Genomic DNA, 15,611 nt, shown 5'->3' on the forward strand with positions numbered 1-15,611 from the left:
CGTTCGCTTCCCCATCAGAGAGGAACACCCCGTGAGTTCAGGAGAGATGACGCTCCGGCGCTTCGCCCACGGCGACCTCCGGCCTCTGGCCGCCGCCTGGACCGAGGCCGCGCCGGCAGACGCCATCACGCCGACGCGGCTACGGGATCTCGTGCTGCTCGACCGCAACTTCGACGCCGAGGGCCTCTTCCTCGCCGAACGCGACGGCCGGATCGTCGGCGCCTCGTACGCTGTGCGACGGCTCGTCGCTCACGCCGGTGACGACCTCGAGCCCGATACCGGGTGGATCCCGTTCTTCTTCGTGATCCCCGGCGAGCGCCGGCGCGGCACGGGTCGTGCCCTCGTCACGGCGGCCCTCGACTGGCTGCGTGGTCAGGGCCGGCGACACGTCGTCTTCTCCAGCTACACCCCCAACTACGTGCTGCCCGGCCTCGACGCCGACCGTTACCCCGAGGCGCACGCGTTGCTGAGCTCGCTCGGCTTCGCCACGATCGAGCACCCCAGCGCCATGGACCGTTCCCTCATCGGCTACCGCATTCCCGACGAGGTGGCAGAGCGCGTCGCCGCATTGCGGGCGGAGGGCTGGTACCTCGGACACCCCGACTCTGACGACCTCGTCGCCCTCATCGACCTCGCCGGGACGCAGTTCAACTCCGACTGGGCCCGCGCGATCCGCGAGGGCGTGGTCTCCGGGTCGCTGCCCCTGGAGCGGATCATCATCGCCAAGAATCCCGACGGGCAGATGATCGGCTGGGCGCAGCACGGCACCTACGAACAGGTGATCGACCGGTTCGGGCCGTTCGGGGTCCTGCCGTCGAGCCGCGGAACCGGGCTCGGCAAGGTCATCCTCCACCTCACGCTGCAGAACATGGCCGCGCTCGGCGCCCACTCGGCGTGGTTCCTGTGGGCCGACGAGGGGTCGGTCGCCTCTCGCCTGTATGCCACCACGGGGTTCACCGCTACCCGGTCCTTCCACATCCTCCGCGCGGAACTCTGAAGGAGAGCACCACGATGACGAAAACAGTCCTCGCCGTCGGCGGCCACATCGGCGACACCGAGCTGATGGCCGGTCCGGTCCTCGCCAAGGTCGCCCTGGAGGGCGGGCGCGCCATCATCGTCGACTGCACCTACGGCGAGCGCGGTCATCCGCGACTGACGCCGAGCGAGTACCGCCCGCAGAAGGTGCACGAGGCGCGGTACTTCGCCGATGCGATCGGCGCCGAGCTCCACGTGCTCGACTACTCCGACGGCTTCCTTCCCGACAGCGAAGAGGTCGCCGAGCAGATTTCCGCCATCATCCGCGACACGACCCCCGATGTCCTCATCACGCACTGGACGTCGTCGATGCACCGCGACCACGAGCGGGCTGCCCAGGCCGCCCTGCGGGGGGCCTTCCTGGCCTCCATCCCGCGCGAGGAGATCGCCGCGCCCCGCCACACCGTGCCCACGATCCTCCACGCCGAGAACTGGGAGGACATGGAGGGCTTCGAGGCCGACACCTACATCGAGATCCCCGACGAAGCGTTCGAGCGCTGGCTGACCGGTATCAGCGAGCACGCCTTCGCCCGCGGCGAGACCTACGGGTTCCGCTTCATCGACTACTACTCGGCGCTCATGCAGGTCAAAGGCTGCCTGGCGGGGGCGGCCCGCGCGGTCGCCCTGCGCTCAGCCGGCACCGAGAAGTTCGTCCTCGCCGGTCCCTGATCCCGTTCCTCCCGTCCGCACCGCCTCTCCACCCGCACCGCCTCTCCACCCGCACCGCCTCTTCACCCGCACCCGCTCTCACGTCAGCACCAAGAAAGGCAAACCATGAACAGCACCACCCGCATCGCGGCGATGGGCATCGGCATCGTCGCCGCGCTCACCCTCGCCGGCTGCTCCGGCACGGCCGACCCCGGTTCCTCCGATGACGGCGTGACCGTCACCTACCTCACGCATTGGGGTCCCGACCAGACCAAGCAGCTGGAAGCGGCCGCCACCGCCTTCAGCAAGGACCACACCGACGTCTCCATCAAGATCCAGTCGGTGCCGTTCGACCAGCTGCTCTCGACGCTGGCGACGCAGGGCACCGGGCCCGATGGGCCGACGATCACCAACATCTACACCGCCTGGCTCCCGCAACTGGCCGCCGACGACGTCATTGCCCCGGCGCCGGACGCCATCGCCGCCGAGGTCACCGACAACTACGCGGCCGGTTTCGCCTCGGCCGCCTCGAACGACGGCGCGGTGTACGGCATCCCGAACGAGGTCGCCCTGTACCAGCTGAACTACAACACCGCGCTGTTCGAGAGCGCGGGGATCAGCGCCCCGCCCGCCGACTGGGCGTCGGTCACCTCCGCCGCCACCGCCCTCAAGGACGCCGGCGTGAAGAACCCGGTCGGCTTCATCACCGCGTGGGGCAACGGCGTCGTCCACCCGTTCCTGTCGCTGCTCGCCTCCAACGGAGGCTCATTCCTCACCGAGGACGGCAGCGCCTCCGCCCTGACCTCGCCCGAGGCGCTCGAAGTGGCCGAGTTCTACGAGTCGCTCGTGAAGGGCGGCCTGACCGACATCTCGCTCTCCACCGCCGACGCCAACACCACGGGCCCCTACCTCGACAGCTTCTCGCAGGGCCAGACCGGCATGATCGTGATGGCCAACTGGTGGAAGTCCACGCTGGAGTCGGCGATGGGTGACGCGTTCTCCGACGTCGCGAGCGCTCCGATCCCCGTCGGCCCGTCGGGCGACACGTCCTCGTCGATCTCCTACACGTGGGCGAACGTCGTCAGCAGCCAGGCCGACGAGGCCACGCAGAAGGCCGCCTGGGACTTCCTGACCTACCTGAACGGTCCCGACTCGGGGGCCGACGGATCGTCGGCGATGGGAGACATCCTGATGGGGATGGGCATCCTCCCCAGCCGCACGAGCGACCTCGACGCCCACAAGGCGGCCCTGGACACGCCGTTCCTGGCCTCCTACGTCGCCGCCCAGGCGACGGCCACCCCCTTCCCGACCGTCGACGGCGTCGCCGAGGCGACCACCGCGCTGCAGACCGAGCTCGAGGCGCTGCTGAACGGTCAGAAGGACGCCGCGACCGCGATGAAGGACGCCGACGCCGCCGTCAACGCGGCGCTGACCGCCGCTCGCTGATCCCGCCCGACCCGGGAGGGGCGCATCGCCACGGGCTTGCGCCCCTCCCGCCATCTCCGAGGTGTCTCACCCATGGTCTCCGCCACCCTCCATCCCGACCCGCAGGCTCCGGCCCCGCGGGACGACCAGGCTCGACGGCCGCAGGGCGCCCGGGCGCCGCGCCCCGGGCGTACCCTGACCCACCGTCGGAAGGTCGAGCACTTCTGGTCGGGGCTGTTCCTGAGCCCCACGCTGCTGATCATCGGCGTGTTCACGGTCGTGCCGCTGCTGATCACCGTGGTGATCAGCTTCACCGACTGGTCCGTCTTCCGCCCGCTGGGCGACTGGGAGTACGTGGGCCTGCGAAACTACGAGTCGCTGCTGGCCAACACGACGCGCATGCAGGCGATCTGGAACACGATCGCCTACGTCGTGCTGTCGGTCGTCTTCACGGTGCCGCTCGCCGCGCTCGTGGCGATGCTGCTGTACTTCCCGAAGCTGCGCGGTGCGGGAGTCGTCAGGGTCGCGCTGTTCGCAACCTACGTGATCCCCACCATCGCGGTGGTGATCGTGTGGGGAAACCTCTACGCGCCGGGTTACGGCCCGTTCTCGGCGGCCTTCACCGCCGTGGGCCTTCCCGCGCCGGGATGGCTCAGTGATCCCAAGCTCGCGCTGATCTCGGTCGTCGTCTTCAACGTCTGGCAGATGCTCGGCTACTACGTGATCCTCTTGACCGCTGGGCTCACCCAGATCCCCGAGGAGCTGTACGAGGCCGCCAAGATCGACGGTGCCGGGATCCTCCGGCAGACGTGGTCGGTGACGATTCCGCTCCTGAAGCCGACGCTCCTGTTCGTCGTGCTGATGACGATCGTCAACTCGATCCAGGTGTTCGACCCGATCTATCTCCTCACCCGCGGCGGCCCCGCCAACGCGACCAACGTGCTCTCATACGAGATCCAGCGGGCCGCTTTCGAGTACAACAAGGCCGGTGACGCGGCCGCCCTGTCGGTCTCGCTGCTGATGATCGTCGTGCTCGTCGGCGCCGTCGTCGTCATCGTCACCCGGAGGAAGAAATGACCGCCACCGAGACGCTCCTCCGCCCGCGTGACCGCCGACGCTCGGCGCTCCGTCGCTCCGGCCCCGCGCTTCCCGCCCGGCGGCGCTCGCCGAAGGCCGTCGTCCAGCGGGTCGTGCTCTACGCCGTGCTCGTCGGGGTGGTGCTCGTGCCGCTGTTCCCGCTGTACTGGCTCGTGATCTCCTCGTTCAAGACGCCGCAGGAGTTCTCGCAGATCCCGCCGACGTGGTTCCCGTCCGACCCCACGCTGTCGCAGATGGGCGTCGCCCTCACCGAGGCGCCCTTCGGGCAGTCGCTCCTCAACAGCATCATCATCGCGGGCGGGAGCACCCTGTCGGTGCTCGTGACGAGCGTCTTCGCCGGGTATGTGTTCGCGAAGCACTCCTTCCGCGGCCGCGATGCGCTGTTCTGGTCGATCATCGCCACGATGTTCCTGCCTCCCGTGGTCACCCTCGTGCCGTTGTACTCGATGGTCAGCTCGCTCGGGCTCGCCGACACCCATCTCGGCGTCATGCTGCCGTGGCTGGCGAACGCCTTCGGCATCTTCCTGATGCGCCAGTTCATCATGGGCGTCCCCGACGAGCTCATCGAGGCCGCGCGCATGGACGGAGCGGGCGAGGTGCGCATCGTGGTGCAGTTCGTGGTGCCGCTGATCAAGCCGGCGCTGGTGACCCTCGGGGTGTTCATGTTCGTCTACGCCTGGAACAACTTCCTCTGGCCGGTCTCGCTGCTGAAGTCCGAGGAGCTGTACCCCGTCGTGCTCACGGTCAACCGGCTCATGGCGTACACGATGAGCTTCGACTACCGCAACGTCGTGCTCGCCGGCACCCTGATCGCCTCGATCCCGACGCTCTTGGTGTTCCTCCTCACCCAGCGCGTGTTCGTGCAGGGCATCGCCTCCACCGGCGTGAAGGGCTGACCCCTCGTTCCACCCTCCCCGAGTGTCCACGACACGCCGCCCCGGGACATCCCGTCGCGGCGCGTCGTGGACACTCGGCGTCTGGGGGGGGAGGGAGGGGAGCTGGAAAGTTGATATGAGGCGTATCAAGTTGGTTTGACACCGGGGGGTGCCGGGGTTATCGTGGAACACGGATCGAAGTTGAGTCGGCACGGCTCAATCTCCACAGGCTTCTCAGATTCCGTTTCACGAAAGGAAACACCCATGGCACGTGCAGTAGGCATCGACCTCGGAACCACCAACTCCGTCGTCTCCGTCCTGGAGGGCGGCGAGCCCAAGGTCATCGCCAACGCCGAAGGCTTCCGCACGACCCCCTCGGTCGTCGCGTTCACGAAGGACGGCGAGGTGCTGGTCGGCGAGACCGCCAAGCGCCAGGCCGTCACCAACGTCGACCGCACCCTCACCTCCGTCAAGCGCCACATGGGCACCGACTGGAAGACCCAGTCGATCGACGGCAAGAACTACACGCCGCAGGAGATCTCGGCGCGCATCCTCCAGAAGCTCAAGCGCGACGCCGAGCAGTACCTCGGCGACACCGTGACCGACGCGGTCATCACCGTTCCGGCCTACTTCAACGACGCCGAGCGCCAGGCCACGAAGGAGGCCGGTGAGATCGCGGGACTGAACGTCCTCCGCATCATCAACGAGCCCACCGCCGCGGCCCTCGCCTACGGGCTCGACAAGGGCAAGGAAGACGAGCTCATCCTCGTCTTCGACCTCGGTGGCGGAACCTTCGACGTGTCGCTGCTCGAGGTGGGCAAGGACGACGACTTCTCCACGATCCAGGTGCGCGCGACCGCGGGGGACAACCGCCTCGGTGGCGACGACTGGGACCAGCGGATCGTCGACTACCTCATCAAGCAGTTCAAGGACACCACCGGTGTCGACGTCTCGGGCGACAAGATCGCGCTCCAGCGTCTGAAGGAAGCGGCCGAGCAGGCCAAGAAGGAGCTGTCGAGCTCGACCTCGACGAGCATCAACCTGCCCTACCTGTCGCTGACCGACTCGGGCCCGGTGTCGCTGTCGGAGACGCTGACGCGTGCCAAGTTCGAGGACCTCACCAAGGACCTCCTCGACCGCACCAAGAAGCCCTTCGACGACGTCATCCGCGAGGCCGGCATCAAGGTCGCCGACATCGACCACATCGTGCTCGTCGGTGGATCGACCCGTATGCCCGCCGTGAGCGAGCTCGTCAAGCGCGAGACCGGCAAGGAGCCCAACAAGGGCGTCAACCCGGACGAGGTCGTCGCCGTCGGCGCCGCCCTGCAGGCCGGTGTCCTCAAGGGTGAGCGCAAGGACGTGCTGCTCATCGACGTCACCCCCCTGAGCCTCGGCATCGAGACCAAGGGCGGCATCATGACCAAGCTCATCGAGCGCAACACCGCCATCCCCACCAAGCGCAGCGAGACCTTCACGACCGCTGACGACAACCAGCCGTCGGTCGCCATCCAGGTCTTCCAGGGTGAGCGCGACTTCACGCGCGACAACAAGCCGCTCGGCACGTTCGAGCTCACCGGCATCGCGCCCGCGCCCCGCGGGATCCCGCAGATCGAGGTCACCTTCGACATCGACGCGAACGGCATCGTGCACGTGTCCGCCAAGGACAAGGGCACCGGCAAGGAGCAGTCGATGACGATCACGGGCGGCTCGTCGCTGGCCAAGGACGACATCGAGCGCATGGTCCGCGAGGCCGAGGAGCACGCGGCCGAGGACAAGAAGCGCCGCGAGGCCGCCGAGGTCCGCAACCAGGCCGAGACGCTCGCGTACTCGATCGAGAAGCTGATCGCCGACAACGCCGACAAGCTGCCCGACGACGTCAAGACCGAGGTGCAGGGCGACGTCGACGCGCTCAAGACGGCGCTCGCCGGCGACAACGACGATGCGGTCAAGGACGCGTTCGACAAGCTCAACGCGTCGCAGACCAAGCTCGGCGAAGCGATCTACGCCTCCTCGCAGGCCGAGGCGTCGGCACCGCAGGACGAGCCGGCCCCCGACGCGGCTTCCTCGGAGGAGGACGTCGTGGACGCGGAGGTCGTGGACGACGAGGACGAGAAGAAGTAATCATGACGAACAAGGACTTCGACGAGTCGGCCGGCGACGATCAGTCGCCGAGCGAGGACGCCGCAGGCGCCCGCGACGAGACGCAGTCCTCCCAGGCGGAAGGGGCTGGCCAGGAGCCGGCCCCTTCCCCGCAGGGGGGCGACGCGGATGACGCGGACGAGTTGACGATCGACGACATCCTGGGCACGGCGCAGTCCGACGAGGCGGCCGTGGCCGAGGCGCCCGAGGAGGACCACGATCTCCTCCTCGACCTCAAGCGTCTCCAGGCGGAGTACGCCAACTATCGCCGCCGCACCGAGGAACAGCGCGAGGTCGAGGTCGAGCGCGCCAAGGGCGCCGTGGCCAAGGGGCTCCTCCCGGTGCTCGACGATCTCGACCGCGCCGAGAAGCACGGCGACCTCGTGGAGGGTTCCGCTCTCCTCGCGATCGCCGAGAAGCTCCGCGCCGTGGTGACCCGCATGGGCGTGGAGACCTACGGCGCCGCCGGTGAGGCGTTCGACCCGCAGCAGCACGAGGCGATCTTCCAGGCGCCCACCCCCGGTACCGAGACCCCGACGATCCTCGAGGTCGTCGAGATCGGCTACCGCCTGGGTGCCACCGAGCTTCGGCCCGCGAAGGTCGTCGTCGCCGTTCCGGCCGAGTAGGTCGAGAGGAGGGGTATGGCCAGTCAGGACTGGTTCGACAAGGACTTCTACAAGGTTCTGGGTGTCGCCAAGGACGTCTCCGACGCCGATCTGAAGAAGACGTACCGCAAGCTGGCGCGTCAGTACCACCCCGACTCGACGCAGGGAGACCCCGCGGCCGAGGCGAAGTTCAAGGAGATCAGCGAGGCCTACGCCGTGCTGAGCGACAAGGAGCAGCGCGAGGAGTACGACCAGATCCGCGCGATGGGATCGGGCAGCGCCCGGTTCCAGGCGCCCGGTCCCGGCGGTGCCGGCGGCTTCGAGGACGTCTTCAGTCGCTTCGGGCGGGGAGGGTCTCCGCAAGCGGACTTCGACGACCTGTTCGCGATGTTCGGCGAGCAGAGCGGCGGTCGCTTCGGGTCGGGCCGCTTCGGGCAGCCCACGGGCGGCTTCCGCGGCTTCGGCGGGCCGCAGCGCGGGGCCGACGTGACCGCGCGCACGACGCTCGATTTCCAGACGGCGGTCAAGGGCGAGACGATCACCCTGCAGGGCGAGGACGGCAAGCCGTTCAAGGTCAAGATCCCCGCCGGCGTCTCCGACGGGCAGAAGATCCGCCTGCGCGGACGGGGACGCCCGTCGCCCGACGGGGGCGAATCGGGGGACATCGTCGTGTCGGTGACCGTTCGGCCCCATCCGGTGTTCACGCGCGACGGGCTCAACCTCCGCGTGACCGTGCCGGTGACCTTCACCGAGGCGGCCCTGGGCGCCACGATCGAAGTGCCCACGCTCGGCGGAGATCCCGTCAAGCTGCGCGTGGCGCCGGGAACCCCCTCGGGGCGGGTGCTGCGCGTCAAGGGACGCGGCGTGCAGTCGTCCAAGGGGACCGGCGACCTCCTCGCCGAGGTGCAGGTGGCCGTTCCGGCGCACCTCGACGATCGCGCACGCGAGGCGCTGGAGAGGTTCCATGAACTGGAGCCGAAGGAGAACCCGCGCGCAGACCTCATGAGCAAGGCGAGGGAGTAGGCGCAGGGACTCCGCGTTCCGCGGCTGCGCTTCTCGCAGGCACACGCTGGGCAGGCACACTGGACAGGAGGAGGCGATCATGACAGACGACGTCGATGAAGAGACGCCGATCTTCGCGATCGCGGCGGCGGCCGAGCTGTCGGGCATGCATCCGCAGACCCTTCGGCAGTACGACCGTCTCGGGCTCGTCGTGCCGGGTCGCACGCAGGGCGGGTCGCGCCGGTATTCGCTCCGTCACGTCAAGCAGTTGCGTGAGGTGGCTGCCCTCTCGGCCGAGGGCATGAGCCTTCCCGCCATCTCCCGCATCATCGAGCTCGAGAACCAGGTGCGCACCCTCCGGCGGCACGTCGACGACCTCGAGCAACGGCTTCGCGACGAGGTGGATCAGCGCCGTGGCGCGCGCGTCTTCGCCGCGGGCGCCACGGGCTCGGTCGTCACCCTCCGCCACGGCACCCGCGTGCGGCGCGCCACCGAGGTCGTCGTCTGGCGCCCGCCCCTCGAGGAGTAGCTCCGCCCCTTCCCCCTGCCGCCCTTCTCCCCTTTCCCTTTGCACAACGGCGGATGTGAGGGGCGACATGCCGGACGAATACCCGGGCGAGCCGGCGCGTCGGCTGGCGGATCCGCCGCTGTGCACAGCGAGGTCGTGCACGGCGAGCTCGTGCCGGCGAGGTAGTGGTGGGCGGGTGCCGGTGTCAGGAGGCGGTGTCGTCGAGGGGATCGACGAAGAACCGGAGCGCGGCACCCTGGCGGAACGGCTCGACGATCTCGACGTTCTCGTAGGCGACGCCCCCGGGGATCGGCGACGTGCTCGCCCAGTACGCCCAGCGCCCGTTCACCTGCGCCACGAGGGCGGGATGCGGGTCGTCGACGCGCCACCCCTGCGCGGCGCGCCGTCCCTCGAAGTGCCAGTGCGCGTGGGTGTCGTCGGCATAGGTCGCCGAGAGTGGATCGCCCTCGTCGCCGGTCGCCGTGACGACGGCGGCGTCGCCGTCCCGCGCGAGGAGCGACAGCGGGAACCGGGCGTGCTCGGTGAAGTCGGTGCGCGTGAAGCCGGGCCAGAGCTCGCTCGGGTGAACGACGCGATCAGCCAGGTGGAGTTCACGAAGGCGGGCCCAGTTGCCCATCGTCGCGGTGAGGACGAGGTGGGCGAGGGGAACCGATGTCTCGCGCGCGAACCCGGCGAGCTCGACCTCGTGCGGTCGGTCGGCGTGGAGGCGCACGCGCACCGCCACCTCTGCCCCGTTGTCGAAGCGCTCGACGCCCACCCAGAGGGTCAGACGCGAAGTCCCGTCGACCTCCTCGATCACGCCCGGCGCCGGTGCGGATGGGTCGCCCGGAACGGCGGCGCTCTCGAGGGAATCCGCCGACCACAGCCGCTTTCCGGGCCGTCCGGGGTCGAGGGTGCTCGGCTCGAGCTCCGAGAACCCTCGCGCGGAGGCGCCGTCGGGGATGGGCTCGATCGCGACGAAGTTGATCAGCCGTTCGTGCGGGTGGTCGAGGTAGGGAGTGAAGATCCGCAGCAGTCCGCGCGGCCCGGGAATGGGCGGAAGACCCACCTGGAGCGCTCCGGGCAGTCCCCAGCGGGGCTCGCCGCCGGGGCCGCCGTCGGGGCGGATCCAGTCGGCGGAGGAGGAAGAGGAGAGAGTCGGTTCTGTCGACGATGACATGTCGCTCCGAGGGCCGGGATGGATGGAATCGATTTCATGCTAGCGTGCCCGCATGCGGATGCACGAGCAGTTCCTTGCCGGCCCGACGTCCCGCCCACCTCGCCGATCGCGCCACCGTCGGCGGCGGCGGTTCGCCGCGATCGGGGCGGTGGCGCTGGTGGTGGCGATCAGCGCCTGCGCCCCGTCGCCGGACGACCCGGTTCCGCTGCGCGCCGACCCCGACGCCCCGTTCGTGCTGGCGGGAGTGAGCGGGGTCACCCAGATCGCGCAGCTGACCGGACCGGACGGGATCAACGACACCGCCGCGGCCGGGGTCGCCGGCACCGATCTCGGCTGGATGCTGGCCGCCGGCGACCGCACACTGTTCGTCTTCGGCGACACGTTCGGAGACCGCGCGCCCGACGCGGTGGGGGCGCAGGGGGGTTTCTGGCGGTCGAACGTGTCGGCGTGGACGACCGACGACGACCCGTCCGACGGGATCACCTTCGACGGGTGGGCGCCCGCCGACGATCTCGGGCTCGCGGAGGCGCTGGTCGAGGGCGAGCACGACGCCAACGACGGCACCGGCGAGGTGACGAAGATCCCCACGGGCGGCTTCGCCGTGGGCGAGACGCTCTACCTCTCCTACATGTCGGTGTCGTTCTGGGGAGAGCCCGGCGCCTGGGATGCGGCCTATGCCGGCCTTGCTCGATCGACCGACGGCGGTGATTCGTGGGAGGCTCTCGCAGCGCCTCGCTGGGCGGGGACCTCGAACTTCGTTCAGGTGACCACGGCTCTGGTCTCCGACGGCGGCGCGGACTACGTGTATCTCTGGGGCATCCCCGCGGGGCGCTTCGGTGCCGTGCAGCTGATGCGGGTGCGCGCGACGACGGCGGAGGTGGAGGATCCGTCGGCGTACCAGTACTTCGCCGGCACGGACGGGGAGGGCGGGGTCCGCTGGTCGCCCCACGAGGAGGCGGCCGAGACCGTGCTCCCGGGCTCGATCGGCGAGCTGTCGGTGATGTGGTCGAGCTACCTCGAGCGGTGGGTCATGACCTACTCGGACGGCGGGAGCGCCTACATCCGCGAAGGCCTGTCGCCATGGGGTCCGTGGGGCGAGCCGATCCCGATCGCCTCGCCGTCGGAGTACCCCGGTCTCTACGCGCCGTACCTGCATCCTCGCTACGTCGACGACGGGGGACGGCGCCTCTACTTCACGATGTCGCTCTGGGAGCCGTACAACGTGTTCTGGTTCTCCCTCGACCTCGACCTCGACCTCGACCTCGGCCTCGACCTCGATCGAGCGGACTGAACCGGGGTCACTCGGAGGACTGCCAGGAAGGGCGATTGCGCTTGAAATCGATTTCGCCTATGGTGGCTCTCGACGAGGTCGACGGCGATCCGCCCGACTACCCGCCTCGGCACCGCATCGACAGCGATGCCGGACACAGCAACGACGCATGGGCGCGTCGAGTTCCTGAGGAGGAGCGAATGTACACAAGGAAGGCTCGGCTCGCGGCGGCGTTCGTCGCGACGGTCGCGGCAGGGACGCTGCTGGCCGGGTGCGCCGGAGGAAACCCCGGCGACACCGGTTCCGACGGCGTCACCACCATCCAGTTCTGGCACCGCACGTTCACGCCGGCCGAGAACGAGTGGTATGCCGGCATCGTCAAGAAGTTCAACGCCGCGCAGGACAAGGTGAAGGTCGTCGACACCGAGGTGCCCGCCGACGCGTGGGACCAGAAGATGAAGGCCGCGCAGGCGGCCGGCAAGGCGCCCGACATCTACACGCACTCCGGGTCGATCCAGGATGCCGTGAACGCGGGGCAGCTGCACGAGCTGGGCGGGATCGTCTCCGACGACGCCCTCGGCCAGATCATCGACGCCGCAAAGCCCGTCTCCGCGATCGGCGACAAGTACTACGCCTACCCGCTGCTGCTGGAGCCGCAGACCGTGCTGTTCTGGAACAAGGACATGGTCAGCGCCGCGGGCCTCGACGCCGAGAAGGGTCCCGCCACCTGGGACGAGCTGCTCACCGCGTGCGCCGCGATCCAGCCGACCCTCGACAAGGGCCAGTACTGCATCTCTCCGGCCAGTGACGCCGTCACCTTCGCGTGGTCGACGGTCGGACAGCAGTTCAACTTCTCCGGGCACACCGCACTCACCGACGACTGGACCGCGCCGAACATCAACGACGCGGGCTATGCCGACCTCATGGCCAACTACAAGAAGCTCTGGGACAACGGCTACATGCCCAAGCAGGCGCTCGCCGCCTACGTCGAGGGCAAGGACTTCGGCGAGAAGAAGGTCGCCTTCAAGGTCTCGGGCTCGTGGATGATGTCGGAGATCGGTTCCGACTACCCGGATCTGCTCACCAAGACCGGCATCGGCGCCTTCCCCGACGCGACGGGCTCGACCGGTCGCACCGCCACCACCCTCGGCAACTTCAAGTGGGTCGTCGACGCCAAGTCGAAGAACGCCGACGCCGCGGGCGCGTTCCTGGAGTGGGCGATCGCCGGTGACCCGCAGAACGTCGTGCCCTTCTTCGTCGACACGCAGTTCACGAAGGTGCCGGTGCGCACCTCGGTGCAGGACGCTGTCGCCGCCAGCGACGAGGCCGCCGACGCGCCGTGGTCGGGGGTCATCGTCAACGACATCGCCCCGACCGCCATCCCCGAGCCGACCTACCCGTGGGACGTCTCGCTGGCCGTCGGAACGGCGATGGAGTCGGTCATGAAGGGCGCCGCGACACCCGAAGCCGCCGTCAAGACGGCCGAGGACGCGATCGCCAAGGTGATCCAGCAGCAGGACCTTCCCAGCAAGGCACCGAAGAACTAGCGTCTGACGGGTCCGGGGGCCGGTGCGCCGGCCCCCGGACCGCAACGACTCACGGATGGGGTGACAGATGACCGGGACGCAGCAAGTGGCGACGCCCGCCGCCGAGGTGGCACTCATGCCCGCCACGCGCACGGGGCGACGGCGCACGGCCGCGCCGGTGCGGCCCACGCGACGTGACGGCAGGATCGCCTACCTGATGATCCTTCCCGCCGTCGTCATGCTCGGGATCTTCGTGATCTGGCCGGCCATCTACGCGGCCTTCCTCTCCTTCCAGGAGTGGAGCTTCTACAAGGACCCGGAGTTCGTCGGCTGGCGCAACTACGTCAACGTCCTGACCGACCCGCTGTTCTGGGCCTCGATCGGTCGCGGTTTCGCCTTCGTCGCGATGACGGTGCCGGTCATGCTCGTCCTGGCGTTCCTCTTCGCGAGTCTCGTCGTGGCGGTCTCCCGCCGCTTCGCGAGCCTGCTGAAGGTCAGTATCTACATCCCGACGATCATCTCGGCCGTCATCGCCTCGATCGTCTTCGCGCTCATCTACGACTACTCCGGAGGGCTCCTCAACGCGCTCCTGGCGACGTTTGGCGTCGACCCGGTGGCCTGGATCGGCGACCCATCGTGGGCGCTGCTGGCGATCGCGGTGCCGGCCATCTGGCTCGGGATGGGTCTGACCTCCCTCATCATGGTCGCCGGAATGGTCGACATCCCCGGCGAGTACTACGAGGCGGCTGCGATGGAGGGCGCCAACTGGTGGCAGAAGACCTTCTACATCACCATCCCGCAGTTGAAGAACATCCTGCTGTACCTCCTGATCACCGGCTTCGTCGCCGCGATCCAGCAGTTCGAGCTCCCCCTCGTGATGACCCAGGGCGGGCCCCTCGACTCCACGACGCTGCCGAACCTCTTCATCTTCAACCACTTCCGCAACGACATCAACGCGGGCTACTCGATCGCCGCGGCACTCCTGCTGTTCGTGGTGCTGGGGAGCGTGTCGGCGCTCGTGTTCAAGTTCGTCAACTCCGAAAGGCTGGTGGACTGACATGGCCGTCGTCACCGACGTCGCCCGCGACACCGCCTCCGCGGCAGCGCCCGTCCGCCGCCGCCCGCAGCGCACCGGCAGCTGGTGGTTCTACGCCGTCGGCAAGGGACTGATCGGGGCGGTCTTCGTGCTCCTCGCGCTGTTCCCGCTCGCGTGGATGGTGATCGCCGGCTTCAAGACCCGCACCGAGGTCGTCGCCACGCCGTTCCAGTTCTTCCCCGAGGTGTGGAAGTGGGAGAACTACGTCCAGATCCTCGCCGATCCGACCTTCGCCTGGACGATGACGTGGACGTTCTTCGGTGCCGTCCTGTTCACGCTCCTCGCGTTGAGCGTCAACTCGCTGGCGGCCTACGCGTTCGCCCGGCTCGAGTTCCGCTTCAAGCGCACGCTGTGGGTCACGATCATCACGACGATGTTCATCCCCGGCATGACGATCCTCCTCACGAGCTTCATCGTCGTCACCCGGCTGGGGATGCTCGACAGTCTCGCCGTACTCGTGCTTCCCGGTGCCGCGAGCGCCGCGACCATCTTCTTCATCCGCCAGTTCTACCTGAGCATCCCGTCGAGCCTCGAGGAGGCGGCGATGCTCGACGGCTGCGGCCGGTTCGCGATCTTCTGGCGTCTGTTCCTCCCGCTCTCCAAGCCGCCGTTCGTCGTGATGGGGATCACGTCGTTCCTCGCGTACTGGAACTCCTACGTGTGGCCAATCCTCACGATCACGAGCCCGGAGCGCTTCGTCGTGCAGCAGTACCTCGCGACCTTCCGGTCGGAGCGGGCGAGTGAGTTGGGGCTCCTGATGGCGGGGTCGACCCTCGCCGCGGCACCGGTGATCATCCTCTTCCTCATCTTCCAGCGCCAGATCATCGGCAACATCAAGATGGCGGGCCTGAAGTAGCAACAGACACCGTCGGTGGTGGCTGTGGTGTGGCCCGGCGGTGGCGCACCCACCGCGCATGCTCCGCCGGACCGGGCGCAACTGCGGACCGGGAGTGCACCGGACACAACGGCGGACCGGGCGCAACTGCGGACCGGGTGCACCGGACACAACGGCGGACCGGGCAGGGCGACACCCCGGTGGAGGGCTGATTCCATCGGGGTGTCGCGTGTCTGATCCGCCGTTGTGTCCCGGAGGCGGTGCTTCGGGGGCGGCCGGTGGAGGTGGCCCACACGAGCGCCGCACCAGACGCCCGCACCCAGCCGGCCCGCCCCGCACCCAGCCGGCCCGGCCCCGCCCCCAGCCGGC

General features: G+C 68.8%; 14 protein-coding genes. 13 read left to right on the forward strand and 1 reads right to left on the reverse strand.

From position 1 onward, the window contains the following. Nucleotides 1-31: 31 nt before the first annotated feature. The 9 genes from QM591_RS02875 to QM591_RS02915 all read left to right on the forward strand — a co-directional run bounded on the left by QM591_RS02875 (nucleotide 32) and on the right by QM591_RS02915 (nucleotide 9,356). Entirely contained in the window at nucleotides 32-997 is a 966-nt protein-coding gene (locus tag QM591_RS02875) for a GNAT family N-acetyltransferase (RefSeq protein ID WP_415129409.1), read from the forward strand. 14 nt (nucleotides 998-1,011) lie between these two features. After that, entirely contained in the window at nucleotides 1,012-1,704 is a 693-nt protein-coding gene (locus QM591_RS02880) for a PIG-L deacetylase family protein (RefSeq protein WP_415129411.1), read from the forward strand. A gap of 105 nt (nucleotides 1,705-1,809) precedes the next feature. Further along, on the forward strand, nucleotides 1,810-3,129 hold the full coding sequence (locus tag QM591_RS02885; RefSeq protein ID WP_415129413.1) for an ABC transporter substrate-binding protein: 1,320 nt from the start codon (nucleotides 1,810-1,812) through the stop codon (nucleotides 3,127-3,129). A 72-nt stretch (nucleotides 3,130-3,201) separates the two neighbouring features. Continuing rightward, nucleotides 3,202-4,185, forward strand: a complete 984-nt coding sequence (locus tag QM591_RS02890) for a carbohydrate ABC transporter permease (RefSeq protein ID WP_415129415.1) — start codon at nucleotides 3,202-3,204, stop codon at nucleotides 4,183-4,185. After that, nucleotides 4,182-5,102 carry a carbohydrate ABC transporter permease gene (locus QM591_RS02895; RefSeq protein ID WP_415129417.1) on the forward strand — a complete coding sequence of 307 codons (921 nt, stop codon included), beginning with the start codon at nucleotides 4,182-4,184 and terminating at the stop codon, nucleotides 5,100-5,102. The genes QM591_RS02890 and QM591_RS02895 overlap by 4 nt, the downstream gene beginning before the upstream one ends. Nucleotides 5,103-5,345: 243 nt before the next feature. Next, nucleotides 5,346-7,202, forward strand: a complete 1,857-nt coding sequence (gene dnaK / locus QM591_RS02900; RefSeq protein WP_415129419.1) for a molecular chaperone DnaK — start codon at nucleotides 5,346-5,348, stop codon at nucleotides 7,200-7,202. Between the two features lie 2 nt (nucleotides 7,203-7,204). Further along, nucleotides 7,205-7,846: a nucleotide exchange factor GrpE gene (locus QM591_RS02905; protein WP_415129421.1), complete on the forward strand. Its 642-nt coding sequence runs from the start codon at nucleotides 7,205-7,207 to the stop codon at nucleotides 7,844-7,846. Between the two features lie 15 nt (nucleotides 7,847-7,861). Then, nucleotides 7,862-8,848 (forward strand): DnaJ C-terminal domain-containing protein, encoded by a 987-nt coding sequence (locus QM591_RS02910; protein ID WP_415129423.1) that lies wholly within the window; start codon nucleotides 7,862-7,864, stop codon nucleotides 8,846-8,848. Between the two features lie 79 nt (nucleotides 8,849-8,927). Then, a complete protein-coding gene (locus QM591_RS02915; RefSeq protein WP_415129425.1) occupies nucleotides 8,928-9,356 on the forward strand; it encodes a heat shock protein transcriptional repressor HspR in 429 nt (142 codons plus the stop codon). A gap of 184 nt (nucleotides 9,357-9,540) precedes the next feature. On the opposite strand, the gene QM591_RS02920 is transcribed toward QM591_RS02915, so the two are convergent. Then, nucleotides 9,541-10,515, reverse strand: coding sequence for a hypothetical protein (locus QM591_RS02920; RefSeq protein WP_415129427.1), 975 nt, complete (start codon nucleotides 10,513-10,515; stop codon nucleotides 9,541-9,543). Between the two features lie 52 nt (nucleotides 10,516-10,567). Here QM591_RS02920 and QM591_RS02925 point away from each other — a divergent pair, with 52 nt between their 5' ends. The 4 genes from QM591_RS02925 (at nucleotide 10,568) to QM591_RS02940 (ending at nucleotide 15,263) form a co-directional block, all read left to right on the forward strand. Beyond that, on the forward strand, nucleotides 10,568-11,806 hold the full coding sequence (locus QM591_RS02925) for a DUF4185 domain-containing protein (protein WP_415129429.1): 1,239 nt from the start codon (nucleotides 10,568-10,570) through the stop codon (nucleotides 11,804-11,806). Between the two features lie 59 nt (nucleotides 11,807-11,865). Further along, complete coding sequence (locus tag QM591_RS02930) at nucleotides 11,866-13,332, forward strand: ABC transporter substrate-binding protein (protein ID WP_415129431.1); 1,467 nt, start codon at nucleotides 11,866-11,868, stop codon at nucleotides 13,330-13,332. A gap of 67 nt (nucleotides 13,333-13,399) precedes the next feature. Next, nucleotides 13,400-14,368 (forward strand): carbohydrate ABC transporter permease, encoded by a 969-nt coding sequence (locus QM591_RS02935; protein ID WP_415129433.1) that lies wholly within the window; start codon nucleotides 13,400-13,402, stop codon nucleotides 14,366-14,368. Nucleotide 14,369: 1 nt separating this feature from the next. Further along, on the forward strand, nucleotides 14,370-15,263 hold the full coding sequence (locus tag QM591_RS02940) for a carbohydrate ABC transporter permease (protein ID WP_415129435.1): 894 nt from the start codon (nucleotides 14,370-14,372) through the stop codon (nucleotides 15,261-15,263). Nucleotides 15,264-15,611 lie beyond the last annotated feature (348 nt).

This window comes from Microbacterium sp. (assembly GCF_047607225.1).
Taxonomy (GTDB): Bacteria; Actinomycetota; Actinomycetes; order Actinomycetales; family Microbacteriaceae; genus Microbacterium.